This is a genomic window from Phenylobacterium sp., from assembly GCF_046463815.1.
GTDB lineage: Bacteria > Pseudomonadota > Alphaproteobacteria > Caulobacterales > Caulobacteraceae > Phenylobacterium.
Window position 1 is genome coordinate 121,894 of the sequence record NZ_JBKBRO010000009.1, and the last position, 23,652, is coordinate 145,545.

Genomic DNA, 23,652 nt, shown 5'->3' on the forward strand with positions numbered 1-23,652 from the left:
ACCTTCGCGGCCGCCGTGCTATACCCGCCGGCGATGCGGGGCATGACCAGGCTTTGGAAGTGGGGCTCGGCGGCGCCCATCGGCGCGCTTGGGGTCGCCGCGCTCCTCGCCTCGCCCGCCGCCGCCCAGGACCTGACGCTGGCGGGCGTCATGACGCACGCCGACCTGGCGACCTACCGCGAGGTCCCGTTCAAGGTCCCGGCCGGCGTCAGCGCGGTCACGGTCGAGTTCGACTACCAGGGCAAGGCGGAGCGGTCGGTCATCGACCTGGGCGTCCGTGATCCCATCCGGTTCCGGGGCTGGAGCGGCGGCAACAAGGCCCGCTTCACCGTCGCCGACACCTGGGCCACGCCGTCCTACCTGCCGGGACCGATTCCGGCCGGCGAATGGAAGCTGATCCTCGGCGTCCCCGCGATCCGTCCGGCCTCGAAGGCGCCCTACACCGCGAAGATCTGGTTCGAGCGTTCGCCGAAGGACTTCCGGGGCTTCGCCGCCGCGCCGCTCAAGGACGGTCCCGGCTGGTATCGCGGCGACCTGCACCTGCACACCGCCCATTCCGACGGAAGCTGCGCGGCCCAGAGCGGCCAGCGCGGCCCCTGCCCCCTGTTCCGGACCACCGAGGCGGCGGCGGCCCGGGGCCTCGATTTCATCGCGGTGACCGAGCACAACACCACCTCGCACCACCAGGCGCTGGCCGAGCTCCAGCCCTACTACGACCGGATGGTGCTGATCCCCGGGCGAGAGATCACCACCTTCCAGGGCCACGCCAACGCCTTGGGGACCACCGCGCCGCTGGACTTCCAGTTGGGCGGGCCGCGGGCGCCGAAGCTGGGGACGATCCTCGACGAGCTCGAAGCCGCCGGCGGGATCATCTCGGTCAACCACCCGGGCCTGCCCTCGGGCGAAGCCTGCATGGGCTGCGGCTGGACGGCCGAGACCGACTGGTCGCGCGTCGCCGCGATCGAGGCGATCAACGGCGGATCGCTGAAGTTCGGCGCCGAGGGGCCGGGTACGGGCATCCCGTTCTGGGAAGCCCGGCTGAACGCCGGCTTCCGGCTGACCGGCGTGGGCGGCTCGGACAACCACGACGGGCCGACGCCGCTGCCGCAGACCCAGTCGGTGGGCTCGCCGACGACCGTCGTCCATGCGGAAAACCTCTCGCAGCCGGCGATCCTGGCGGGCCTGCGCGCTGGCCGCGTCTTCGTCGACGTGGAGGGGACGGCCGACCGGCTGCTGGACGTGACCGCCACGGCCGGGGGCCAGACGGCTTACATGGGCGGCGTTCTGAAGCTGAAGCCCGGCGAGATAGTGCGGATCGTGGTCGCCACGGCCGGGATCGCGGGCGGCCATGTGGCCTTCGCCGGGCCGGCCAAGGGCCTGATGCGCGCCGACACCCCGCCCTTCGCCGAGGGCGAGACGCGGACGCTGCTGATGACCGCCGACGGGTCCAAGGGTTGGCTGCGGATCGACGTGCGCGGCCCAGACGGCAAGCTCTGGCTGCTCGGCAATCCCATCTACCTGGAGCCCGCCTCCTAGCGGTCGAACTTGGTGGAGAGGACGAGGGAGGTGTTGGTGCGCTCCACGCCCTTCACCGCGCCGATCTCGTCGATGATCGCGTCCATCTCGGCGACGCCCGCGGCCTCGGCGGTGGCGATCATGTCGAAGGGGCCGCTGACCGACTGGAGGCGGCGTACGCCCGGCATGCGCTTCAGGGCGGCAGTCACGGCGGCGGCCTGCTTGGGCTCCACCGTCAGCATGATGAAGGCGTGGACCCGGCCCGCCTCGTAGGTCGGCGCGAGCTTCACCGCGTAGCCGGCGATCACCCCCGAGCGCTCCAGGCGCGCCAGCCGGCTCTGCACCGTGGTGCGCGAGAGGCCCAGCGCCCGGGCCAGTTCGGCGACGGGCGCGCGGGCGTTCTCCCGCAGCTTGGCCAGCAGGTGCTCGTCGAGGTCATCCATCGTCAACATGTCCAGGTTGATCGGCGATACGCCCAGAATAGCGCAACGAATCGACCAGGCGCCAATTGAAAGCGGCGCCCGGGCCGCCGACTCTCGGCCGCTCAACGTGGGAGGACATCCATGCGCAAGATCGCCGTCATCGGTGCGGGCAAGATCGGGTCGACCGTCGTCGACCTGCTGACGGGTTCTGGCGACTACGAGGTGCTGGTCCTCGACCAGTCCGCGGCGGCGCTGAAGGCCCTGGAGGGCCGCCACCGCGTCGAGACCGCCTGCCAAGCCATCGACGACTCCGACGCCGTGGCCCAGCGCATCGCCGGCTGCTTCGCGGTCGTGAACTGCGCCCCCTACCACCTGACCACGGCGGTCGCCCGCGCCGCCAAGGCGGCCGGCGCCCACTACCTGGACCTCACCGAGGACGTGGCCTCCAGCCGCGTGGTCCGCGAGCTGGCCAAGGACAGCAAGACCGCCTTCATTCCGCAGTGCGGCCTGGCGCCCGGCTTCATCACCATCGCCGCCTGGGACCTCGCCAAGCACTTCGACGAGTTGCACGACGTGCGCCTGCGGGTCGGCGCCCTGCCCCGCTATCCCTCGAACGCGCTGAACTACAACCTCACCTGGTCCACCGACGGGGTGATCAACGAGTACTGCGAGCCGTGCGAGGCCATCGTCAACGGCAAGCTGCGCGAGACGCCGGCCATGGAGGAGCGCGAGGAGTTCGCACTCGACGGCGTGACCTACGAGGCGTTCAACACCTCGGGCGGCCTGGGCACCTTGTGCCACACGCTCGACGGCAAGGTGCGCAACCTCAACTACAAGACCATCCGCTATCCGGGCCACGCGGCGATCGTGAAGGCGCTGCTCAACGACCTGAACCTGCGCAACCGTAGAGACGTCCTGAAGGACATCCTGGAGAACGCGGTGCCCGCCACCATGCAGGACGTGGTCATCGTCTTCGTCACCGTCTCGGGGATGAAGGACGGCCGGCTCATGCAGGAGACCTACGTCAACAAGGTCTACGCCCAGCCCGTGAACGGCGAGGTCAAGAGCGCCATCCAGATCACCACCGCCGGCGCCATCTGCGCGGTGCTCGACATGCTGGCCGACGGGACGCTTCCCCAGACGGGCTTCATCCGGCAGGAAGACATCGCGCTTCCCGACTTCCTGGCGAACCGCTTCGGGCGCTACTACGCCCCCGAAGACGCCGTCACCCTCAAGGCCGCCGCCGAGTAACCCGATGAACGTCCAGACCAAGATCGCATCCGCGGCCTCCGAGGCCGCCGAAGTCCTCGAACGCCTGGGCGTCGCCCAGGCGCTGTGGACCGGCGGGAACCGCCCCGTCCGCTCGCCGGTGACCGGCGAGGTCATGGCCCACGTCCACGACGACACCCCGGCCAAGGTGAACGCCGCCGTCGAGGCGGCCCACGAGGCGTTCCTGGCCTGGCGCAACACGCCCGCGCCGCGCCGGGGCGAGCTGGTCCGCCTGTTCGGCGAGGAGCTGCGCGCCGCCAAGGCCGACCTCGCCAAGGTCGTCACCCTGGAGGCCGGCAAGATCACGTCGGAAGCCCTGGGCGAGGTCCAGGAGATGATCGACATCTGCGACTATGCGGTCGGCCTCTCCCGCCAGCTCTTCGGCCTGACCATCGCCACCGAGCGGCCGGACCACCGGATGATGGAGACCTGGCACCCGCTGGGCGTGGTGGGCATCATCTCGGCGTTCAACTTCCCCGTGGCGGTCTGGTGCTGGAACTCGGCCCTTGCCTTCGTCTGCGGCGACGCCTGCGTCTGGAAGCCGTCCGAGAAGACCCCGCTGACGGCGCTCGCCACGCAAGCCCTGTTCGAGCGCGCGCTCAAGAAGTTCGGCGACGCCCCGGCGGGCCTCTCGGCCGTGGTCATCGGCGGCCGCGACGTGGGCGAGACGCTGGTCGACCACCACAAGGTCCCGCTGGTCTCGGCCACCGGCTCGACGGCCATGGGCCGCGCCGTCGGCCCCAGGCTGGCGCACCGCTTCGCCCGCGCTCTCCTGGAGCTGGGCGGCAACAACGCGGCGATCATCGCGCCCACCGCCGACCTCGACCTCGCGCTGCGCGGCGTGGCCTTCGCGGCCATGGGCACGGCCGGTCAGCGCTGCACGACCCTGCGGCGCCTGTTCGTCCACGAGAGCAAGTACGATGGCTTCGTCGCCGCCCTGAAGAGCGCCTACGCCTCGGTGCCGGTGGGCGACCCGCGCGAGGCCGGGACCCTGGTCGGCCCACTGATCGACCAGTCGGCCTTCGACCACATGCAGAAGGCGCTCTCCGACGCCAAGGCCCAGGGCGGACTGGCCCAGGGCGGCGAGCGCGTGGACGTCGGGAACGACGGCTTCTACGTCCGCCCCGCCATCGTCGAGATGCCCGGCCAGACCGAGGTGGTGAAGCGCGAGACCTTCGCGCCGATCCTCTACGTCATGAGGTACCGCGACCTCGACGAGGCCATCGCGCTGCAGAACGACGTGCCCCAGGGCCTGTCGTCCTCGATCTTCACCAACGACATGCGCGAGGCCGAGCTGTTCATTTCGGCGCGCGGCTCGGACTGCGGCATCGCCAACGTCAACATCGGCCCCTCGGGCGCCGAGATCGGCGGGGCGTTCGGCGGCGAGAAGGAGACCGGCGGCGGGCGCGAGTCCGGCTCGGATTCCTGGAAGACCTACATGCGCCGGGCCACCAACACGCTCAACTACGGCAAGACCCTGCCGCTGGCCCAGGGCGTGAAGTTCGACGTCTAAACCCTCCTCTCCCCCCACACGCAGTGGGAGGGGAGAGGCCGGGTGAGGGGCGAGGCCAGACTGTCCGCCGGCAGGCGGGTCCAGCCATGACCATGGCGGGCCCTCGGCCACCCGCAGGCGTCGCCCAGCCGCCCCTCACCCTGCCCTCTCGCCTCGGGAGAGAGGAGCGTGCGGTCAAACGCTCGTTTGCCCTTCCAGGCGCGGCTTGGCACAATCGCCGGCGTTCTTTCCCCGCGATTTCGAAAGCCGTTCCTTTGACGACCTCCTCCCCCGCGGCCGCCAATTCGGGCGCCGATCCCCTCGCCTCGGTCGACGCCCTGATCGAGGGCCTGGCCGGCGTGGGCTACATCGCCTCGCGCCGCATCGCGACCGCCCTCTACATGGCGGTGAACCTGCAAAAGCCGATCCTGGTGGAAGGCTCGGCGGGCGTCGGCAAGACCGAGCTCGCCCTGTCCACGGCGACCATGCTGGGCCAGCCGCTGATCCGCATGCAATGCTACGAGGGGCTCGACGAGTCCAAGGCGCTGTACGAGTGGAAGTACGGCAAGCAGCTCCTCTACACCCAGATCCTGAAGGACCGGATGGGCGAGGCCCTGGCCGACGCCACGTCCATGGAGGCGGCCATGGAGCGGCTGCACGGCATGGGCGACCTGTTCTTCTCCGAGCCGTTCCTGGAGCCGCGCCCGCTGATGAAGGCGCTGCGCGAGGACGACGGCTGCGTGCTGCTGATCGACGAGGTGGACAAGTCGGACGAGGCCTTCGAGGCCTTCCTGCTGGAGGTGCTCTCGGCCTACCAGGTCTCGGCGCCCGAGCTGGGCGTCATCAAGGCCAAGACGCCGCCGCTCGTGTTCCTGACCTCCAACAACGTCCGCGACCTGGGCGATGCGCTCAAGCGCCGCTGCCTGCACCTGCACATCCCCCTGCCCGAGGCCTCCCTGGAGGAGAAGATCGTGGCCAGCCGCGTGCCGGGCATCGAGGCCAGGCTGACCCGCGAGCTGGTGGCCTTCGTCCAGTCCCTGCGGACGCTGGACCTGCGCAAGGCGCCCTCGATCTCCGAAACGGTCGACTGGGCCCGCGCCCTCGTGCTGCTGCACGCGGGCAGCCTCGACGCCGAGGTCGTGCGCGACACCCTGAACGTGATCCTGAAGTTCGAGCAGGACATCGCCGCGGTCGAGCCGCAGGTGGTGGAGCTGATCCATCGCCGGTAAGGGGGCGGTGATGCAGCACACCCTCGAACAGTTCTTCCGGGCGCTCAGGGCCGCCGACGTTCGCGTCTCGCCGGCCGAGGCGATCGACGCCTCGCGGGCGGTGGCGGCCGTGGGCTTCTCGGACCGCACGCTGTTCAAGGACGCGCTCTGCGCCACCCTGGCCAAGTCGCGGGACGAGGTGGACCGGTTCGACGCGACCTTCGAGGCCTTCTTCGACCGGGACGCGGTGGAGCTTAGCGAGCCCGAGGGCGGCGAGCTCTCCGAGACCGAGGCCGAGCAGGTCGCCGACAGCCCGCTCGCCCAGGCCGTGCTGCAGGGCGACGCCACGGCCGTCCAGCAGGCCATGGAGGAGGCCGCCGAGCGCGCGGGCGTGGCCGAGATCCGCATGACCACCCAGAAGAGCCGGCTGACCCGCCGGCTGCTGGAGGAAATGGGCCTGGAGGAGATCGAGCAGATCATCGCCAGGGCCCGGCGCCTGCCGGATGGCTCCGGCGAGGGCCTGGCCGAGCGGCTTGAGGCGGCGAGGCGGGCGCTGTTCCGCGACGCCCGGGCCTACGTCCAGCGCCAGCACGACCTCTATGCGGCGGGCTCGGTGCGCGAGTTGCGCGAGGAGCGGCTGGTCCGCAAGCAGCTCAACGCCGACGGCGGGATCGACCCGGTCGACTACGCCCTGATGCAGCAGCTCGTGAAGCGCATGGCCAGGCGCCTCGCCGCCAAGTACGCCCGCCGCCGCCGGGTCGCCCAGAAGGGCCACCTGGACGTGCGCAAGACGCTGCGGCGCTCCACGGCCTACGGCGGCGTGCCGTTCGAGGTGGCCTGGAAGGTGAAGAAGGTCGAGAAGCCCTCGATCGTGGCCATCTGCGACGTCTCGAAGTCGGTGGCCGCCTTCGCCCAGTTCCTGCTGACCTTCCTCTATTCGCTGAACGAGGTGGTGGACCGGCTGGACGCCTTCGCCTTCTCGGGCCGGCTGATCCCGGTGGGCGACATCCTCGACGAGCACGAGGTCGAGCAGGCCATCTTCCACGTCCTCCAGCAGATCGGCTTCCAGTCCACCGACTACGGGACCGCGCTCCAGGATTTCTGCGGCAACCACCTGGACCGGCTGGACCGGCGCACCACGGTGATCGTCCTGGGCGACGGGCGCTCGAACCACGCCGAGCCGCGCCTCGACCTGATGAAGCAGATCCACGACCGCAGCCGGGCGGTGATCTGGCTGAACCCCGAGCCCGAGAGCTACTGGGGCCAGGGCGACAGCGTCATGGACCGCTACGCCCGCTTCTGCCACGTGGCCAAGCAGTGCGGGACGCTGGAGCAGCTCGAACGCGTCATCGACGACGTGCTCCGAAGCTACGTGCCGCACTGACCTCCCTCCCTTGATGGGGAGGGACAGGCCGCGCGAGCGGCCAGGGTGGGGAGGTCACGACCGGGCGCGGCGACCGGGGATTGGCGGGCCGTCCGACGCTCACCGCCCTATGAGACGCTTCCCCACCCGGCTCGCCTGCCGGCGAGCTGTCCCTCCCCAGACGGGGAGGGAAATCACCAGACGTCCACGAACGGGCGCTTCTTGCCGGAGGATTTCGGCGGGACGGGGCAGGCCTTGAGGCCCCGCAGCAGCCAGGCGCGGGTCTCGGCCGGGTCGATGACGGCGTCGATCTCGACCACCGAGGCCACCGACAGCGCCTTGCCGTTCTCGTACATCTTGCCGACCAGCTTCTCGAACAGCGCCTGGCGGGCGATCGGGTCGGCCTCGGCCTCCAGTTCCTTGCGGTAGCCGAGGCGCACGGCCCCCTCCAGGCCCATGGGCCCGAACTCGGCGGTGGGCCAGGCGACCATCATGGCGGGGGCCGAGAAATCGCCGCCGGCCATGGCCTGGGCGCCCAGGCCATAGCCCTTGCGCAGCACCACGGTGAACATCGGCACGGAGAGGCTGGTCGCCGTGACGAACAGGCGCGAGCCCCGGCGCACGGCCGCCGTCGTCTCGCTCTGCGGGCCCACCATGAAGCCCGGCGTGTCGCACAGGGAGAGCACCGGCACGTCGAAGGCGTCGCAGAGCTGGAGGAAGCGGGCGCCCTTCTCCGCCCCTTCGGAATCGATGGCGCCGCCCAGATGCCGGGGGTCGTTGGCGATGAGGCCCAGCGGCCGGCCCTCGATCCTGAGGAAGCCGGTGATCATCCCCTTGCCGTAGCCGCCGCGCAGCTCCAGCCAGGTCCCGGCGTCGGCGAGGGTGCGGATGACCTCGCGCACGTCGTAGGCGCGCACCCGGTTCTCCGGGATCAGGTGGCGGAGGCGCCGCTGGTCCTCGCAGGCCCAGTCGCGGACCGGCCCCTGGAAGACGCCCAGGATCTGCTTCGCCGCGGCGGTCGCCTCCGCCTCGTCCCCGACCAGCAGGTCGATGGCCCCGTTGGCGAAGAGCACGTCCGAGGGGCCGATCTCGTCCGGCGTGAAGACGCCCAGCCCCCCGCCCTCGATCATGGCGGGTCCCCCTAGGCCGATGTTCGAGTAGCGGGTGGCGATGGTCACGTCGGCGCAGCCGAAGAACACCGCGTTGCCGGCGAAGCAGCGGCCCGAGTTGATGGCGATGCGCGGGGCAAGGCCCGAGAGCCGGGCGAAGGTGGTGAAGCTGGTGGTGTCGAGCGAGGAGGCCGCGAGCTGGCCGCCGTCCACGTCGCCGGGCCGCCCGCCGCCGCCCTCGGTGAACCAGACGATCGGCGCCTTCCAGTGCTCGGCGAACTCCAGGATCCGGTCGGTCTTCTTGTGGTTGAAGTGGCCCTGGGTCCCGGCCAGGACCGTGAAGTCGTAGGCCAGGCCCACGCAGCGGGCCGTGTCCTCGTCGAACAGATGGCCGTTCACCTCGCCGACGCCCGTGACGATGCCGTCGGCGGGCGTGTTGGCGCGCAGGTCGTCGAGGGACCGGCGGCGCCGCTGGGCGGCGACGGCGAGCGCGCCGTACTCGCTGAAACTGCCCGGATCGAAGAGGTCGGCGAGGTTCTCCCGCGCCGTGCGCTGGCCGGTCCTGCGGCGTTTGGCGACCGCCTCGGGGCGGGCCTCGTCCAGGGTGAGCCTGTGGCGCTCGATCACCTCGGCGAGGTCGGGACGGATGGCGTCCAGGTCGAGGGCGGCTTCGGCCTCGGCGTCCGCGTCCTCGGTCCCGGCCGCCTCCAGGAAGGCGAGCGGATGGCCCTCGAAAACGGTGTCGCCGGCCTCGACGGTGATCGCGCGCACGACGCCCGAGGCGGCGGCCTCGACCACGTGCTCCATCTTCATGGCCTCCATGACGAGCAGCGCCTGGCCCTTGCGCACGGTCTCGCCCACGGCGGCCTGGACGCCGATCACCGTGCCCTGGAGCGGCGCGCGCAGGGCCGTCGTTCCCTCGGGCGCGGCGGGCTCGGAGGTCGCGGCGGCGCGGCCGGCGCCTTGCGCGGCGGCGTCGAAGTAGAGCCTGGGATGGGCCTCGGGAGCGTGGGCGAGTTCGCCCATGTGCTCGTCGATGAAGCGGGTGTGGACGTCGCCCGCCGCCACCGCCGGCAGGGCCAGCAGGTTCTGGAGGAAGGCGATGTTGGTGTCCGAGCCCTCGATGCGGAATTCCGACAGCGCCCGGTAGGCCTTGGCGACCGCGCGGGAGAGGCCGCCCGCGCCCGCGTGCACAATCACCTTGGCGAGCAGGCTGTCGAAGCGGGCCGAGGTGGCGTAGCCCGCGTAGCCGAAGCCGTCGACGCGCACGCCGGGTCCGGACGGCGGCTCGAAGACGTTCAGCACCCCGCCCGCCGGGCGGGCCGAGCCGTCGGCGGCCATGGTCTCGAGGTTCACCCGCGCCTGGATGGCGTGGCCGCGGGGCTCGGGGACCCGGTCCTGGGTGAGCGCCAGGTCGGCCAGGCTGCGCCCGGCGGCGAGCTGGAGCTGGAGGCGCACGAGGTCCAGGCCCAGGACCTCCTCGGTGACGGTGTGCTCGACCTGCAGGCGGGCGTTGGCCTCGATGAAGACCGCCTCCTCGCCGTCCACCAGGAATTCCACGGTGCCCAGGCCCCGGTAGCCGGCGGCCCGCGCGAGCTCGACCGCGTGGGCGAACAGCCGCTCGCGCAGGGCCTTCGGCAGCATGTCGGCCGGCGCGATCTCGACGACCTTCTGGCGCCGGCGCTGGAGCGAGCATTCGCGGTCGTGGAGGTGGACGATGCGCTCGCCGTCGCCCGCCACCTGCACCTCGACGTGCCGGGCGTAAGGCAGGAAGCGCTCGACGTAGAGCCGCGCGTCGCCGAACGCCGCCTGGGCCTCGGAAGCGCAGCGTTCGAAGGCCTGGGCGAGTTCCTCGGGGGTCGTCGCCGGCCGCATGCCGCGCCCCCCGCCGCCGGCGACCGCCTTGACCATCACCGGGCCGTGGGCGGCGAGGAACGCCTGGGCCTCCTCCAGCGACGTCGGGCCGTCGGTCCCGCCCGGGACCGGAACGCCGCAGGACTGGGCGAGCGCCCTGGCCCGGGCCTTGTCGCCGAACAGATCCAGGGTCTTAGGGCTCGGCCCCACGAAGACCAGGCCGGCGTCCGCGCAGGCCCGGGCGAAGGCGGCGGTCTCCGAAAGGAAACCGTAGCCGGGATGGACCGCGTCGCACGCGGCGGTCCTGGCGGCCTGCACGATCCCCGCGATGTCGAGATAGGCGGCGGGGCCTGAGCCCGTCAGCGGCACGGCGGCGTCGGCGCGCTTCACGTGCAGCGAGGCCGCGTCGTCCTCGGAGAAGACCGCCACGCTCTCCAGCCCCATCTCGGCGGCCGTGCGGGCGATCCGGACGGCGATCTCCCCGCGGTTGGCGATCAGCAGCTTCTTCACCGGACGCGTTCCCCGCTCAAGCCGGCGGTCTTGAGGCCGCCTCGGCCACATCAAGCAAGACGACGCGACGGGAGCCAAGTGGTTTGAGGGACGCCTTCTCCTCCCCCGCGGGCGGGGGAAGGAGCGAACGCTACGCCTTCAGCATCTCCGGGCGGATCGGCAGGCTGCGGACGCGTTTGCCGGTGGCGGCGAAGATGGCGTTGGTCAGCGCCGGGATGGCCGGCGGCAGGGCCGGCTCGCCCAGGCCCGTGGGCGGGTAGTCCGTCTCCAGGAACTTCACCTCGACCGGCGGCGCCTCGTTGATCCGCATAAGCGGATAGTCGTGGAAGTTGCTCTGCTGGGTGCGGCCGTCCTTGATGGTGATCTCCTGGTGCAGCGCCTCGGAGAGGCCGTCCAGCACCGAGCCCTGCACCTGATTGATGGCGCCCAGGGGGTTGATGATCTGGCGGCCCACGTCGCCGGCCACCCAGACCTTCTTCACGGCCACCTCGCCGCCCGGCGAGACGGCCACGTGAGCCACCTCGGCGAAATAGCCCATGTGGCTGTAGTAGCAGGCCACGCCCATGCCCTCGCCCTTGGGCAACCTGCCCCGGTTCGCCCAGCCGGACATCTCGCCCACGGCCCGCAGCACGCCCGCCATGCGGCCGGCGGCGTAGGCGGCGGGCGGCTCGCCCACCACCGGCTTGTCGCCCAGGAGCTTGAGCTGGAAGGCCAGCGGGTCGGCGCCCGCCGCGTGCGCCAGCTCGTCGATGAAAGACTGCATGACGAAGGCCAGCGCGTTCGAGCCGGGGGCCCGCAGCGGACCGGTCGGCACGCCCAGCGGCATGACGGAAACGTCGATCCGGCAGTTGGGGACGAAGCGGGCCGGGAACTCCGTCGGGCCCATGCCGGCGCTGGGCGCGAAGCCCTGGCCCTCACCGAAGGACACGAAATGGTCCTGCCAGGCGATCAGGTTTCCGGCCGCGTCCAGGCCGCCCTTCAGGAAGTGGAAGCCGGCCGGGCGGTAGATGTCATGCCGGATGTCGTCCTCGCGGGTCCAGATGAGCTTGACCGGCGCCCCGGCCTCGCGGGCGATCCAGGCGGCCTCCACCATGTAGTCGTTGGCGAGCCGGCGGCCGAAGCCGCCGCCGCAGCGGACCATGTGGATGGTGATGTCCTCTGGCTTGATGCCCAGGGTCTTGGCGCAAAGCTGCCGGCCGGGCTCGGGGTTCTGGGTCGGCGCCCAGATCTCCAGCTTGCCGTCCTTGAACTCGGCCGTGCAGTTCATCGGCTCCAGGGCCACGTGGGCCAGGAACGGATAGGCGTAGGCGGCCTCGACGGTCTTGGCGGCGGTCTTCAGCGCGGCGTCCACGTCGCCGTCGTTGCGCGGCGTACGCTGCGGCTTGGCCGCGGCGAGCGCCCTGGCCTGGGCGGCGAAGCCTTCGCTGGACTGGCCGGAGGTTGAATGCTCCGCCCACTGAACATCAAGCTTGTCGCGCCCCTTGCGCGCCGCCCACCAGGTGTCGGCCACCACCGCCACGCCGGGCAGCAGGCCCGGGCCGATCTGGCCGGCGGCGGGCTGCAACGCCTCGGAACTGCCCTCGACGACGAAGGCCTTGCGCACGCCCTTCACCGATTGCGCGGCGGCGAGGTCGGCCCTGGCCACCCCGGCGGCGAACACCGGCGCCTTCTCGTAAGTGGCGTACAGCATCCCGGGCCGCTTCACGTCGATGCCGAACAGCGGCTGGCCGGTGACGATCTTCGCGGTGTCGTACTGCGGCGTGGGCCGCCCGATGATCCGGTAGTCCCTGGGGTCCTTGAGCGTCAGGCTCTTGGGGTCGGGCGCGGCGATGCCGGCGCACTTGGCCGCCAGCGAGGCGTAGGTCGCCCTGCGGCCCGAGGCCTTGTGGACCACCACGCCGGGCTCGGTGACGCATTCGCCGGCCGGGACCTTCCAGCCGCCCGCCGCGGCCTGGATCAGGATGGCGCGGGCCACGGCGCCGACGCGGCGCAGCTCGTCCCAGTGCAGCGGCGTGGCCATCGAGCCGCCGGCGAACTGGCGGCCATAGACCTTGGGATCGTTGTCGGCCTGCTCGATGCGGACCTTGTCCCAGGCGGCGTCCATCTCCTCGGCGATCAGCATGGGCAGCATGGTCTTGATGCCCTGGCCGATCTCGGGGTTCTTGTTGACGATGGTGACGAACCCGTCGGGCGCCACGCGGACGTAGGCGTTGATCGGCTGGGGCGCCGAGCCCTGCGCGCCGGCCTTCGAGGCGATCGAGAACGAGAGGACCAAGCCGCCGGCCCCGGCGGTCTTGAGGATCTCGCGGCGGCTGGCGCCGGTCATCTGGACGGTCATGATCCTTACGCCTCCGTCTTCTGGCCGGAAGCTTGGCCGGAGGCCTGCTTGATGGCGGCGCGGATGCGCGTGTAGGTCGCGCAGCGGCAGATGTTCCCGGCCATCGCCGCGTCGATGTCGGCGTCGGTGGGCTTGGGCGTCTTCGACAGCAGCGCCGTGGCCGACATGATCTGGCCGGGCTGGCAGTAGCCGCACTGGGCCACGTCGAGCTCGCTCCAGGCCGCCTGCACCCTCTTGCCGACGGCGGTGGCGCCGACGCCTTCGATGGTGGTGACCTTGGCCGCGCCCACGGCCTCGACCGGGATCTGGCACGAGCGCATCGGCTCGCCGTCCACGTGGACCGTGCAGGCGCCGCAGGCGCCGACGCCGCAGCCGTACTTGGGCCCGACGATGCCCAGGCTGTCCCGCAGCACCCACAGCAGGGGCGTGTCGGGGTCCACGTCGGCCCGCAGGGCCTTCCCGTTGACGTTGAGGGTGAAAGCCATGCCCGCGCCTCCCGCTTTTGACCCAATGCTAAGGCGCGGCGGGCCGCAGCGGCAAGGCCGCGCCGCCCAGATTACCGATTGGTCATGGGCAAGCTGATCCGGGCGCGGAAACCCTCGGGATCGATGGCCGCCTCGACCTGGCCGCCCTGCGGCCGCAGGCAGACCTCCAGCAGGCGCGAACCGAGGCCCTTGCGCGACCCCTGCCGGACCTCGGGCCCGCCCCGCTCGATCCAGTGCAGGACTGCGTGTCCGTCCGGTCCCTCGGCGCGCACGATCTCCACCCGTCCGGCGGGGGCCGAGAGCGCCCCGTATTTCACCGCGTTGGTGGACAACTCGTGCAGCAGCAGGCCCAGCGGCTATTCAAGGACAAACGGCCGTCACAGTGAGCCGCAACCACGGCTCCACAACAACCCATGTTGCATGGTCTGACGGCGTGGTCGATTCGCCGCAGGCGGCCGAAACCGCCGCCTAGAGGCGCGGCAGGATCACCACGGCGTCCGGCAGCTCGTTGGGGTTGTCGCCCGCCCGCGCCGGGAACCGCTGGGCCAGGACGTCCGCGCACAGACCGACCGCCGCGGCGAAGCCGGCGCCCGGCTCGCGCCGCTTCAGGCCGGCGACGAGCGCCGCCATCGCCCGGTCCCAGACGCCGGGCTCCACATGCTCGGCGATCCCCTCGTCGGCGATCAGCTCGGCCATGTGCTCGGCGAAGGAGACGTAGATCAGGACGCCGGTCCGCTCGCGCGTGGCGTGGAGGTTCTTGGCGACGAATTGCTCCTGGGCGCGGCGGCGCACCCGGTCGCGTTTCATGGCCTTCGGCGTCAGCGCGCGGCGCACGGCGGGGATCGAGACGAGCGCAAGGGTCGCCACGAACAGCAGGCCCTGCAGCATCACCGCGCCGATCAGCGCGTCGCGCGCCGCGGTCTCGGCGGCGTCGGCGACCTGGGCCGCGCTCCAGCCGCCCAGCAGGTCGGGCGCCTCCACATGGACGCCGCCCAGCAGCAGCAGGGCCGGCCCCAGCAGGGCCACGCCCGCCGCCCAGGCCAGCGGGGTCTCGCGATAGTCCGAGCTTTCCTCTGAGACCACGCAGTAGATTTCGCCCGTCGTGCGGGTCTCGGCCTCGCGCACGGCGGCCTCGATGGCCGAAAGGTCGGCGGGAGTCAGAAGCGTCTCGGCCATCTCACCAGCTCCCCGAGGATCCGCCGCCGCCGAACGAGCCGCCGCCGCCGGAAAAGCCGCCGCCCCCCCAGCCTCCGCCGCCGCCCCAATCGCCGCCGCCGCGATGGCGGCCGCTCCCGGAGAGGAACAGCGGCAGCAGCCACCACAGGCCGCCGCCCCGGCGCCGGCCGAAAAGACCGAGTATCCCGCTCAGTATCCAGAAGATGATGAAGACGACCACGATGACGGGTATGGCCGAGCCGCCGTCGTCGCGCTGCGCCTGCGCCTGGGCGGCCTCCGCCACCTTGGCCTTGGCTTCGTCCTCGGGCAGGGCGAGCTGCTGCACGATGGCCTCGGCGCCGGCGACGATCCCCTGTTCGTAGTCCCCGTCCTTGAACCGCGGCAGCACGGCGCTCTGGAGGATCACGTTGGAGAGCGCGTCGGTCAGCACCGGCTCCAGCCCGTACCCCACCTCGATGCGGACCTTCCGCTCGTTGGGCGCGACCAGCAGGATGACGCCGTCGTCCTCGCCCTTCCGGCCGATGCCCCAGGCGCGGCCGAGCTGGTAGCCGTACTCCTCGATCTCGTAGCCCTGGAGGTCCGGCACGGTGGCGACCACCACCTGATGGCCGGTGTCGGCCTCCAGCTTGGCCAATTCGTCCGACAGCCGCTGCTCGGTCTGGGGCGACAGCAGGTTGGCGTCATCGACGACCCGGCCCGTGAGCGGCGGGAACTCGGGCGCGGCGAGCGCGCCCCCCGCCGCGAGGACGGGAACGAGGAAGACCAGGAGCGCGAGGACGAGGCCCCGCGCTCCCGCAAGCAGGGTCATTTCGCGGCCGGCTCCGGCGGGGCGGAACCGGGAGCGGCCCCTTCAGGCTGGCCCACCGTGCCGAAGTTCACCGTGGGCGCCGACTGGGCGGCGGCCGTGGCCTGGAAGAGCTGCATGGGCTTGGAGCCGCCATAGAGCGTCTTGGCCCAGAGCACGGTCGGGAACACGCGCAGCGTGGTGTTGTAGTCGCGGACGGCCTCGTTGTAGTCGCGCCGGGCGACGGCGATCCGGTTCTCGGTGCCCTCGAGCTGGCTCTGCAGGGCCAGGAAGTTCTGGTTCGACTTCAGGTCGGGATACCGCTCCTGGATCATCATCAGCCGGCCCAGCACGCCCGACAGGCGGTCCTGGGCGGCCTGGAACTGCTGGAACTTGGCCGGGTCGGTGAGGGTGGAGGCGTCCACCTGCACCTGGGTCGCCGAGGCGCGCGCCTCGGTCACCTCCGTCAGCACCGCGCGCTCCTGGGCGGCGTACCCGCGAACGGTCTCGACCAGGTTCGGCACGAGGTCGGCGCGGCGCTGATACTGGTTCTGCACGTCGCCCCAGGCGGCGCGAGCCTTCTCTTCCTTGGTCGGGATGGCGTTGATGCCGCACGAGGCCAGGAAGACCGGCGCGGCGACGATCAGCGCGACCCGCGCGATCCGTTGGAAAAGCTTGTTCATCGGATTCCCCATGAGGCCGGTCCAAGAGCTTGGCCACGCCATATGTGGCCACGTGTTGATCTGACGCAACGGCGCGCGCATCACAGGGCGCAAGAAGCGCGGGGGCGCGGGGGGATTCCGGGAATGGCCAAGGTCAGACCGTACTATGCCGAGGGCGGCCTGAGCGCGGCCTTCTACGACGTGGTCACGGCGGCCGACCCGACGCTGGCGGGCGACATCGAGACCTATGCCGCGCTCGCGCCGCCGGGTGGATCGGTGCTGGAGCTGGGCGTGGGGTCGGGGCGGGTGGCCCAGGGCCTGGCCGAGCGCGGCCTGTCGGTCACCGGGGTCGACATAGCGCCGGCCATGCTGGTCAAGGCGCAGGCCCGCTGCGCGGCCATGGCGCCGGACGCGGCCGCCCGCATCGAGCTGCGCCGGGGGGACATGACGGCGCTGGACCTCAAGCGGACGTTCGATGCGGTGATCTGCCCCTTCTACGCGCTGGCCCACACGCCCGCCGGGGCGGCCTGGAAGAACACCTTCGCGGTGGCCGCGCGCCATCTGCCGCCCGGCGGCAAGGCCGCCTTCCATCTGCCCAATCTGGACCGGATGCGGAACCTGCCGCTGGTCCGGCCAGACCTGCCGGTGATGGACCAGGCGCTCCCCGACGGGGGCCGGCTGCTGCTGTTCGTCAAGGAGCGCAGCTTCCGCGAGCCGCCGGGCCGGCTGGACCAGGTGATCGAGTACGCCGTGGCCGATGCGAACCGCCGCATCGTCCAGCGCTCGCCCGAGCGGCTGACCTTCTGGATGGCCGATCCGGAGCCCTTCGCCGCCACCGCCGGCCTTTCCCTGGACGGCCCGCCGAAGACCCTGGGCGGGGCCGGCGACATCTGGGTGTTCAAGAAGGGTTAGGCGGCGACCACCGTCACCGGCCGCGCCGGCTTCGGCGGACGGGGCCGCAGGCGTTCGCCCTTCAGCCAGATCTTCAGCGCCTCCCAGTGGATGGCCGCGAGCACGCCCAGGCTCATCCACGGATGGCCGAGCCAGGCCCTCAGCAACGCTGCGTCCGACAGTTCCACGCGCCGCCCCGCGAAGCTCGCGGCCAGCACCACGCCGTCGTCGTCACGGGCGTCCACCTTCACGACGACCTCCTCGCCGGGCGGCCGGATGCGGAAGGCGTAGGACAGGTCCATGTCCATGAAGGGCGAGACGTAGAAGCCCTTGTCGCAGCCCTGGCGGACCAGGGCGGCGTCTCCCTCAAGGGCTCCCGCCGGGATCAGGTAGCTGTGCCGCTCGCCGAAGGTGTTGCTCACCTCGTAGAGGATCGCCGAGAGCGCGCCGCCCGACCTGTGGCAGAAGTAGACGGTGAGCGGATTGAAGCCGTGGCCGAGCACCGTGGGCAGGGTCAGCATGCGGATCGCCCCGCCGCCGTCGATCCCCGCCCCGGCCAGGATGGCGGCCACCTGGTCCTTGAGCGGCCGGGCCGACCCGTCGCCGTGGCGGCGCGGGTCGAAGCCGATCAGGTTCGGCCGCCGGACGGAGAAGAGGCGCAGGCGCCGGTCCTGCGCGTCCACCTCGTCCAGGTCGATCAGCAGCATGAAGACGCGGTAGCGCAGCCGGTGCTTCCGGGGCCGGGTCCGCGCGTGGACGACCACGCCGGGATAGAGGGCCGAAGCGAAGCTCACGCCGCCGCCGTCAGCGCCGCGGGCGGGCGCACCTGGATTCGGCCGGACTCGTTCTCGACCGTCCACGGCCGGCGCGCGCCGCCGAGCTGTTCGGCCACCGCGAGGCCCGCCTGCAAGGCGTCCTCGTGGAAGCCGTGGCCGAAGTACGAGCCGCAGAACCACGTCCGCCGGGCGCCCTGGAGGTCCCAGAGTTCGCCTTGCGCGGCGATGGCGTGCGCGTCGAACAACGGGTGGCGGTAGAGCTCGGTGCGCACCACCGCCTCGGGCGCGACGGGCTTGGTCGGGTTGAGCGTGACGAACAGGTCGGGCGCGTCCTTCAGGCTCTGCAGCCGGGTCATCCAGTAGGTGACGCAGCCTTCGCCCGGGGCGTCGCGGCGGCCGATGTGGTTCCAGCTCGACCAGGCCCGGCGGCGCCTGGGCATCAGGCCGCGGTCCGTGTGCAGCACCGCCAGGTTCCGGCTGTAGCGGAAGGCGCCCAGCACGCGCCGCTCGTCCGGGTGGGCGTCCTCCAGCAGGGCCAGCCCCGCGTCGGCGTGGGTCGCCAACACCACCTCGTCGAACCGCTCCACCTGGCCGTGGACGTCGCGCACCGTCACGCCCGCGCCGTCGCGCCGGACGCCGGCGATCCGGGCCCCGGTGCGGACCTCGCCCTGGAATTCCTCCGCCAGGCGCGTGACATAGGCCCGGCTGCCGCCCTTCACCGTCCGCCACGCCGCCCGGCCCACGATCCGCATCATGCCGTGGTTGAGGAAGAAACGGATCAGGGCGGCGGCCGGGTACTGGCCGATCTCCTTCAGCGGCGTCGACCAGATGGCGGCGGCCTGGGGCAGCAGGTGGTCGTCGCGGAACGCCTGGCAGTAGCCCTTCTCCTCGAGGTAGGCCTCGAGCGAGGTGAGCGGCGCCTCCAGGCCCGCCAGATCCTTGGGCCCGTGGCGGTAGAAGCGGCGGATGTCACGCAGCATGGCCCAGAACCTGGCCGAGAACAGGTTGCGCTTCTGGGCGAAGACGCCGAGCGCGCCGTAGCTGGAATATTCGAAGCCGCCGTCGTCCAGGGAAACGCTGAGCGACATGTCGGCGTGGATGCTCTCGACCTTCAGGTGGGCGAGCAGGGCGGTGAAGTTCGGATAGTTGTCCTCGTTGAAGACGATGAAGCCGGTGTCCACCGGCACGGGGCCGCGCCGCCCCGGCGCCTCGGTGGTGTTGGCGTGGCCGCCCAGCCGGCCTTCGGCCTCGAACAGCACCACGTCGTGCCGCTTCGAAAGCAGCCAGGCCGCCGAAAGCCCCCCGATCCCGCCGCCGATCACGGCGATCCGCCGCCGCTGAACCTGTCCGTCCACGTTCGAAGCCCCTTCGCCTGTTGCGGCCTAGCTACGAAGGGCCTCGGGCGGCGGATGCGTCCGGAGGCGCGGCGAGGCCGTACCTGCGACCAATGGTGACGATCGGTTTCCTTTCGCTGGCGGTGCTGGCGCTGATGACGGGCGTGATGACGGCCGCCTGGGCCTATGGCCTGAAGGTCCGCAACGCCGGCTGGACGGACGTCTTCTGGACCTTCGGGACCGGCGGCGCCCTGGCCGGGGCGGCGCTCTGGCCCCTGGTCTGGCCGCCGACCGGATGGACGCCCGAGCCGCGCCAGTGGCTGGTCGCGGGCCTCGTGGCCATCTGGGCCGTGCGGCTCGGCCGTCACCTCGCCGCGCGGGTGGCCGCGGGCCCGGAGGACGCCCGCTACGCCGCCTTCCGGACGCAGTTCGGGAGCGCCTATCGCCTCCGGATGCTGGGCGTGGTGCTGGCCCAGGCGCCGGCCAGCGCCCTGCTCGCCCTCTCGGTGATCGCCGCGGCCAGGCGGCCCGAAGCCGGTTTCGACCTGCGCGACGCGGCCGCCGTCCTGCTGATCCTGGCGGCCCTGGCGGGCGAGGCCGTGGCCGACGCCCAGCTCCGCGCCTTCAAGGCCGACCCAGCCAATCGGGGCAAGGTGATGGACCGGGGCCTTTGGGCCCGTTCGCGCCATCCCAACTACTTCTTCGAGTGGCTGGCGTGGCTGGCCTGGCCGGTGATGGCCTTCGATGCCGCCCATCCCGCCTCCTGGCTGACGCTGGTCGCCCCCGCGGTCATGTACCTGCTGCTCAACCTCGTATCGGGCGTTCCGCCGCTGGAGGCGGCCATGCTGCGCTCGCGCGGCCAGGCCTTCCGCGACTACCAGGCGCGCACGCCTGCCTTCTTCCCCCGCATCTTCCGGAGGTCCTGATGCTCCAGTTCGCCGCCGCCTGGCTGGGCGCGGGCGCCGTCATCGCCGCCCTGGACGCCGTCTGGCTGACCCAGGTGGGCCCGAGGCTCTACCGCCCGACCCTCGATCCGGTGCTGGCCGACAGGCCGAACATGGCCGCCGCCGTGGCCTTCTACCTGGTCTACGTCACAGGCGTGGTGCTGCTGGCCGTCTGGCCGAACCGCGAGGCGGGCCTTGCGAAGACCACGCTCGTCGGCGCGCTGCTGGGCGGCTTCGCCTACGCCACCTACGACCTGACCAACCACGCGACGCTGAAGGCCTGGTCCGTGCGCATCACCCTCACCGACATGGCCTGGGGCGTGGTCCTGACCACGGCGGGCGCGGCGGCCGGGTGGCTGGCCTGGCGCTGGGCGTACCGGACTTTCTGAGTGGACCGCCGCCCTTCCCGCCCCTCATAGTGGGGCCAAGAACGGGCCCTTGAGCCCGCGTGGGAGGAGCGTGATGGAAGCGGTGAAGGACCGCGCCGGCCTGGCCGAGCGCCTGGAGGCCGCCGCCCTGGACGGCACGACGCTTTCGGTATGGGCCGAGGTCCAGCCGGACAAGGCCTGCGTCATCGACCCGGACGGCCGCACCCGCTCCTTCGCCGAGGCCGACCGCAACGCCAACCGCATCGTGCGCCTGCTGCGCCGGGCGGGGCTGACGGCCGGGGACGCCGTGGCGCTGCTGACGTCCAACCGCGGCGAGTTCGTCGAGGTGCTGGCGGCGACGCTCCGCGCCGGCTTCCGCATCACGCCGGTCAACTGGCACCTGACAACGGACGAGATCGCCTACATCCTGAACGACTGCGAGGCCAAGGCGGTGTTCTGCGAGGCCCGCGTCGCCGCCTCCGCTCCCGCCGCAGCCCAGGCGCCCGGCCTCAGGCTCAAGGTCGCCATCGGCGGCGACATCGAGGGCTTCCTGAACTACGACGAGGCGCTGGCGACGCTGGACGGCCACGCGGCCGAGGCCCCGGTGCTGGGCAACCAGATGCTCTACACCTCGGGCACCACCGGGCGGCCCAAGGGCGTCTTCCGGCCCAATCCAGTCATCGTGCCCCAGGCGACCTATGCGCTGCGCGGCTACGACTCCCAATCCGTCCAGCTCTGCGCGGGGCCGGCCTACCACGCCGCGCCGCTGGCCTTCGACATCCGCGCCGCCATGGGCGCGGGCGCGACCCTGGTCTTCCTCGACAAGTGGGATTCCGAGCGGACCCTGGCCACGATCGAGGAGCGGCGGGTGACGCACATGCACCTCGTGCCGATCATGTTCCAGCGGCTGCTCGCCCTGCCGCCCGAGGTGAAGGCCCGCTACGACCTGAGCTCGGTGAAATACATCGTCCACGGCGCGGCGCCCTGCCCGCCCGAGGTGAAGCACGCCATGATCGACTGGTTCGGCCCGGTGCTGAACGAGTACTACGCCGGCTCCGAGGGCGGCGCGGGCTTCATGATCGACAGCCACGAATGGCTGAGGAAGCCGGGCTCGGTCGGCAAGCGCCCCGCCCTGCTGGGCTCCAAGATCCTCGACGAGCAGGGAAACGAATGCCCGCCGAACGTGGCCGGGACCATCTACCACCAGCTCCCGCCGGGCGGCGCCTTCACCTACTACAAGGACGAGGCCAAGACCCAGGCCAGCCGGGTCGGCGACTACTTCACCATGGGCGACATGGGCTACTTCGACGAGGACGGCTACCTGTTCCTCACCGGACGCAGCGCCGAGACGATCATCTCCGGGGGCGTGAACATCTATCCCCAGGAGATCGACAACGAGCTGATCAAGCACCACGCCGTGGCCGACAGCGCGACGGTGGGCGTCCCCCACGACGAATGGGGCGAGCAGGTGAAGGCGGTCGTGCTGCTGAAGCCGGGCTACGAGCCCTCGGACCTCCTGGCTGACGAGATCCTGGCCTTCGCCCGCGACAGCCTGCCCAGCTTCAAGGTCCCCCGCAGCCTCGACTTCGTGACCGAACTGCCCCGCTCCGAGGCCGGCAAGATCCAGCGCGGGAAGGTCCGCGCCCGCTACTGGGAAGGCCGCACGCGCCAGATCTGAAGCCAGCGGTTTTCGGCCTTGGAATCCGGGTGCGGCGGGGCTTAGATCGCGCCCTCAAGTTCCGGGGGTCCCGCCAGTGAAGCATCTCGTCCTCGGCGCGCTCTGCGCCGCCGTCCTCGCCGCGCCCGCCGTCGCCCAGCCGGCGCCGGCCACCACCTTCGTCCAGGCCGGCCGCGTCCTGCTCGATCCCGCCAGCGGCAAGGTCGAGACGGCCAAGACCCTGGTCGTCCAGGACGGCAAGGTGGTGCGCGTCGCCGACGGCTATGTCGCCGAGCCCGGCGGCAAGGTGGTGGACCTGAAGGACAGCTTCGTCCTGCCCGGCCTGATCGACAGCCACGTCCACATCACCGGCCAGCAGAACCCCAACTCCCGGCTTGAGGAGGTCACCCAGTCCTCGGCCGAGCAGGCGATGATCGGCGCGCGCTATGCGAAGAAGACGCTGATGGCCGGCTTCACCACCGTGGCCGACCTGGGCGCCGACAACGAGGCCATCTTCGCGCTCCGCAAGGCCGCGGCCCTGGGCGACGTGCCCGCCCCGCGGATCATCGCGGCGGGCTCGGCCATCTCGGTCCACGGCGGCCACGGCGACGTGAACGGCTACCGCGAGGACGTGATGCACGTGCTGCGTCCCGGCTCGGTCTGCTCGGGCGTCGAGGACTGCCGGCGCGCGGTGCGCGAACAGGTCTGGCTGGGCGCCGACATCATCAAGATCACCGCCACCGGCGGGGTGCTCTCCAACACCGCCGCGGGCCTGGCCCAGCAGTTCTCGCAGGACGAGCTGGACGCCATCGTCGAGGCCGCCCACCGCATGGGCCGCAAGGTGACCGCCCACGCCCACGGCGCCGACGGCATCAAGAGCTTCCTGAAGGCCGGCGGCGATTCCATCGAGCACGGCACCTGGCTGGACGCCGAGGGCATCGCGCTGATGAAGAAGAACGGCGCCTACCTGATCCCGACCCTGATGGCCGGCGACTTCGTGGTCGGCATCGCCAAGGGCCCGAACAACTTCTTCACCCCGGCCCAGACCGCCAAGGCGCTGCAGGCCGGCCCGCTGATGCTGGACATGACGCGGCGCGCCCACGAGGCGGGCGTGAAGATCGCCTTCGGCACCGACACCGGCGTATCGGCCCACGGCGACAACGCCGGCGAGTTCGCCCTGCTGGTGAAGGCGGGCCTCTCGCCGATGGAGGCGATCCAGGCCGCCACCGTGAACGCCGCCGCCCACTTCGGCCTCTCGGACGAGATCGGCGCGCTCACGCCCGGCAAGGCCGCCGATCTCATCGCGGTGAAGGGCGATCCCCTGGCGGACGTGAACGTGCTGCGCCAGGTGTCCTTCGTGATGAAGGGCGGGACCGTGTTCAAGGAGTAGGCGCGCCATCTCCTCTCCCCCGCGCAGCGAGAGGGGAGGACAAAGGAGAGGGCCGGCGCTGGACTTGCCATTTCGCCGGCGCCGGATCGTTCGTCGGAGCCGTCC

The 23,652-nt window shown here is 71.5% G+C and carries 20 protein-coding genes; 10 read left to right on the top strand and 10 right to left on the bottom strand.

Annotated elements, in window-relative coordinates:
- Positions 1 to 42 precede the first annotated feature (42 nt).
- A complete protein-coding gene (locus tag ACK4TT_RS08000) occupies positions 43 to 1,536 on the top strand; it encodes a CehA/McbA family metallohydrolase (RefSeq protein ID WP_410212762.1) in 1,494 nt (497 codons plus the stop codon).
- Here the strand turns inward: ACK4TT_RS08000 and ACK4TT_RS08005 are convergent.
- The gene (locus ACK4TT_RS08005) at positions 1,533 to 1,958 is read right to left on the bottom strand and encodes an Lrp/AsnC family transcriptional regulator (protein WP_409635295.1); all 426 of its coding nucleotides are present in this window, start codon (positions 1,956 to 1,958) and stop codon (positions 1,533 to 1,535) included. The two genes, ACK4TT_RS08000 and ACK4TT_RS08005, sit on opposite strands and share 4 nt — an antisense overlap.
- A 120-nt stretch (positions 1,959 to 2,078) precedes the next feature.
- On the opposite strand from ACK4TT_RS08005, the gene ACK4TT_RS08010 reads away from it, so the two are divergent.
- From ACK4TT_RS08010 to ACK4TT_RS08025, 4 genes are all read left to right on the top strand, one after another.
- Positions 2,079 to 3,188, top strand: coding sequence for a saccharopine dehydrogenase family protein (locus ACK4TT_RS08010; protein WP_409635297.1), 1,110 nt, complete (start codon positions 2,079 to 2,081; stop codon positions 3,186 to 3,188).
- Positions 3,189 to 3,192: 4 nt separating this feature from the next.
- Entirely contained in the window at positions 3,193 to 4,719 is a 1,527-nt protein-coding gene (locus ACK4TT_RS08015) for an aldehyde dehydrogenase family protein (protein WP_409635300.1), read from the top strand.
- Between the two features lie 254 nt (positions 4,720 to 4,973).
- Positions 4,974 to 5,927 carry an AAA family ATPase gene (locus tag ACK4TT_RS08020; RefSeq protein WP_409635303.1) on the top strand — a complete coding sequence of 318 codons (954 nt, stop codon included), beginning with the start codon at positions 4,974 to 4,976 and terminating at the stop codon, positions 5,925 to 5,927.
- 10 nt (positions 5,928 to 5,937) lie between these two features.
- Entirely contained in the window at positions 5,938 to 7,290 is a 1,353-nt protein-coding gene (locus ACK4TT_RS08025) for a vWA domain-containing protein (protein ID WP_409635305.1), read from the top strand.
- A gap of 173 nt (positions 7,291 to 7,463) precedes the next feature.
- Here ACK4TT_RS08025 and ACK4TT_RS08030 read toward each other — a convergent pair whose 3' ends face one another.
- From ACK4TT_RS08030 to ACK4TT_RS08060, 7 genes are all read right to left on the bottom strand, one after another.
- Positions 7,464 to 10,793, bottom strand: a complete 3,330-nt coding sequence (locus tag ACK4TT_RS08030; protein WP_410212763.1) for a carboxyl transferase domain-containing protein — start codon at positions 10,791 to 10,793, stop codon at positions 7,464 to 7,466.
- A 79-nt stretch (positions 10,794 to 10,872) separates the two neighbouring features.
- Entirely contained in the window at positions 10,873 to 13,080 is a 2,208-nt protein-coding gene (locus ACK4TT_RS08035; RefSeq protein WP_410212764.1) for a molybdopterin cofactor-binding domain-containing protein, read from the bottom strand.
- 5 nt (positions 13,081 to 13,085) lie between these two features.
- Entirely contained in the window at positions 13,086 to 13,565 is a 480-nt protein-coding gene (locus ACK4TT_RS08040; RefSeq protein ID WP_410212765.1) for a (2Fe-2S)-binding protein, read from the bottom strand.
- A 71-nt stretch (positions 13,566 to 13,636) separates the two neighbouring features.
- Positions 13,637 to 13,897 carry a hypothetical protein gene (locus tag ACK4TT_RS08045; RefSeq protein WP_409635317.1) on the bottom strand — a complete coding sequence of 87 codons (261 nt, stop codon included), beginning with the start codon at positions 13,895 to 13,897 and terminating at the stop codon, positions 13,637 to 13,639.
- Positions 13,898 to 14,033: 136 nt separating this feature from the next.
- Positions 14,034 to 14,741: a TPM domain-containing protein gene (locus ACK4TT_RS08050; RefSeq protein ID WP_410212766.1), complete on the bottom strand. Its 708-nt coding sequence runs from the start codon at positions 14,739 to 14,741 to the stop codon at positions 14,034 to 14,036.
- Position 14,742: 1 nt separating this feature from the next.
- The gene (locus ACK4TT_RS08055; protein WP_409635322.1) at positions 14,743 to 15,549 is read right to left on the bottom strand and encodes a TPM domain-containing protein; all 807 of its coding nucleotides are present in this window, start codon (positions 15,547 to 15,549) and stop codon (positions 14,743 to 14,745) included.
- Positions 15,546 to 16,208 (bottom strand): LemA family protein, encoded by a 663-nt coding sequence (locus tag ACK4TT_RS08060; protein WP_409635325.1) that lies wholly within the window; start codon positions 16,206 to 16,208, stop codon positions 15,546 to 15,548. Before ACK4TT_RS08060 ends, ACK4TT_RS08055 begins: the two co-directional genes overlap by 4 nt.
- A gap of 123 nt (positions 16,209 to 16,331) precedes the next feature.
- On the opposite strand from ACK4TT_RS08060, the gene ACK4TT_RS08065 reads away from it, so the two are divergent.
- Positions 16,332 to 17,099, top strand: coding sequence for a class I SAM-dependent methyltransferase (locus ACK4TT_RS08065; RefSeq protein ID WP_409635328.1), 768 nt, complete (start codon positions 16,332 to 16,334; stop codon positions 17,097 to 17,099).
- Here ACK4TT_RS08065 and ACK4TT_RS08070 read toward each other — a convergent pair.
- Entirely contained in the window at positions 17,096 to 17,872 is a 777-nt protein-coding gene (locus ACK4TT_RS08070; protein ID WP_410212767.1) for a DUF1365 domain-containing protein, read from the bottom strand. The two genes, ACK4TT_RS08065 and ACK4TT_RS08070, sit on opposite strands and share 4 nt — an antisense overlap.
- Entirely contained in the window at positions 17,869 to 19,209 is a 1,341-nt protein-coding gene (locus ACK4TT_RS08075) for an NAD(P)/FAD-dependent oxidoreductase (protein ID WP_410212768.1), read from the bottom strand. Before ACK4TT_RS08075 ends, ACK4TT_RS08070 begins: the two co-directional genes overlap by 4 nt.
- Before the next feature lie 95 nt (positions 19,210 to 19,304).
- Here ACK4TT_RS08075 and ACK4TT_RS08080 point away from each other — a divergent pair, with 95 nt between their 5' ends.
- The 4 genes from ACK4TT_RS08080 to ACK4TT_RS08095 all read left to right on the top strand — a co-directional run bounded on the left by ACK4TT_RS08080 (position 19,305) and on the right by ACK4TT_RS08095 (position 23,547).
- Positions 19,305 to 20,114, top strand: coding sequence for a DUF1295 domain-containing protein (locus ACK4TT_RS08080; protein WP_410212769.1), 810 nt, complete (start codon positions 19,305 to 19,307; stop codon positions 20,112 to 20,114).
- Positions 20,114 to 20,521, top strand: coding sequence for a DUF2177 family protein (locus ACK4TT_RS08085; protein WP_409635339.1), 408 nt, complete (start codon positions 20,114 to 20,116; stop codon positions 20,519 to 20,521). The genes ACK4TT_RS08080 and ACK4TT_RS08085 overlap by 1 nt, the downstream gene beginning before the upstream one ends.
- Positions 20,522 to 20,594: 73 nt before the next feature.
- Complete coding sequence (locus ACK4TT_RS08090) at positions 20,595 to 22,178, top strand: AMP-binding protein (RefSeq protein ID WP_410212770.1); 1,584 nt, start codon at positions 20,595 to 20,597, stop codon at positions 22,176 to 22,178.
- Between the two features lie 76 nt (positions 22,179 to 22,254).
- Positions 22,255 to 23,547, top strand: a complete 1,293-nt coding sequence (locus ACK4TT_RS08095; RefSeq protein WP_410212771.1) for an amidohydrolase family protein — start codon at positions 22,255 to 22,257, stop codon at positions 23,545 to 23,547.
- Positions 23,548 to 23,652: the final 105 nt, after the last annotated feature.

Coding starts and splice junctions, on each gene's coding strand:
- ACK4TT_RS08015 (WP_409635300.1), top strand. CDS start 3,193: ATGAACGTCCAGACCAAGATCGCATCCGCGGCCTCCGAGGCCGCCGAA.
- ACK4TT_RS08060 (WP_409635325.1), bottom strand. CDS start 16,208: ATGAACAAGCTTTTCCAACGGATCGCGCGGGTCGCGCTGATCGTCGCC.
- ACK4TT_RS08010 (WP_409635297.1), top strand. CDS start 2,079: ATGCGCAAGATCGCCGTCATCGGTGCGGGCAAGATCGGGTCGACCGTC.
- ACK4TT_RS08050 (WP_410212766.1), bottom strand. CDS start 14,741: ATGGCCGAGACGCTTCTGACTCCCGCCGACCTTTCGGCCATCGAGGCC.
- ACK4TT_RS08030 (WP_410212763.1), bottom strand. CDS start 10,793: ATGTGGCCGAGGCGGCCTCAAGACCGCCGGCTTGAGCGGGGAACGCGT.
- ACK4TT_RS08005 (WP_409635295.1), bottom strand. CDS start 1,958: ATGGATGACCTCGACGAGCACCTGCTGGCCAAGCTGCGGGAGAACGCC.
- ACK4TT_RS08000 (WP_410212762.1), top strand. CDS start 43: ATGACCAGGCTTTGGAAGTGGGGCTCGGCGGCGCCCATCGGCGCGCTT.
- ACK4TT_RS08025 (WP_409635305.1), top strand. CDS start 5,938: ATGCAGCACACCCTCGAACAGTTCTTCCGGGCGCTCAGGGCCGCCGAC.
- ACK4TT_RS08055 (WP_409635322.1), bottom strand. CDS start 15,549: ATGACCCTGCTTGCGGGAGCGCGGGGCCTCGTCCTCGCGCTCCTGGTC.
- ACK4TT_RS08085 (WP_409635339.1), top strand. CDS start 20,114: ATGCTCCAGTTCGCCGCCGCCTGGCTGGGCGCGGGCGCCGTCATCGCC.
- ACK4TT_RS08040 (WP_410212765.1), bottom strand. CDS start 13,565: ATGGCTTTCACCCTCAACGTCAACGGGAAGGCCCTGCGGGCCGACGTG.
- ACK4TT_RS08035 (WP_410212764.1), bottom strand. CDS start 13,080: ATGACCGTCCAGATGACCGGCGCCAGCCGCCGCGAGATCCTCAAGACC.
- ACK4TT_RS08090 (WP_410212770.1), top strand. CDS start 20,595: ATGGAAGCGGTGAAGGACCGCGCCGGCCTGGCCGAGCGCCTGGAGGCC.
- ACK4TT_RS08065 (WP_409635328.1), top strand. CDS start 16,332: ATGGCCAAGGTCAGACCGTACTATGCCGAGGGCGGCCTGAGCGCGGCC.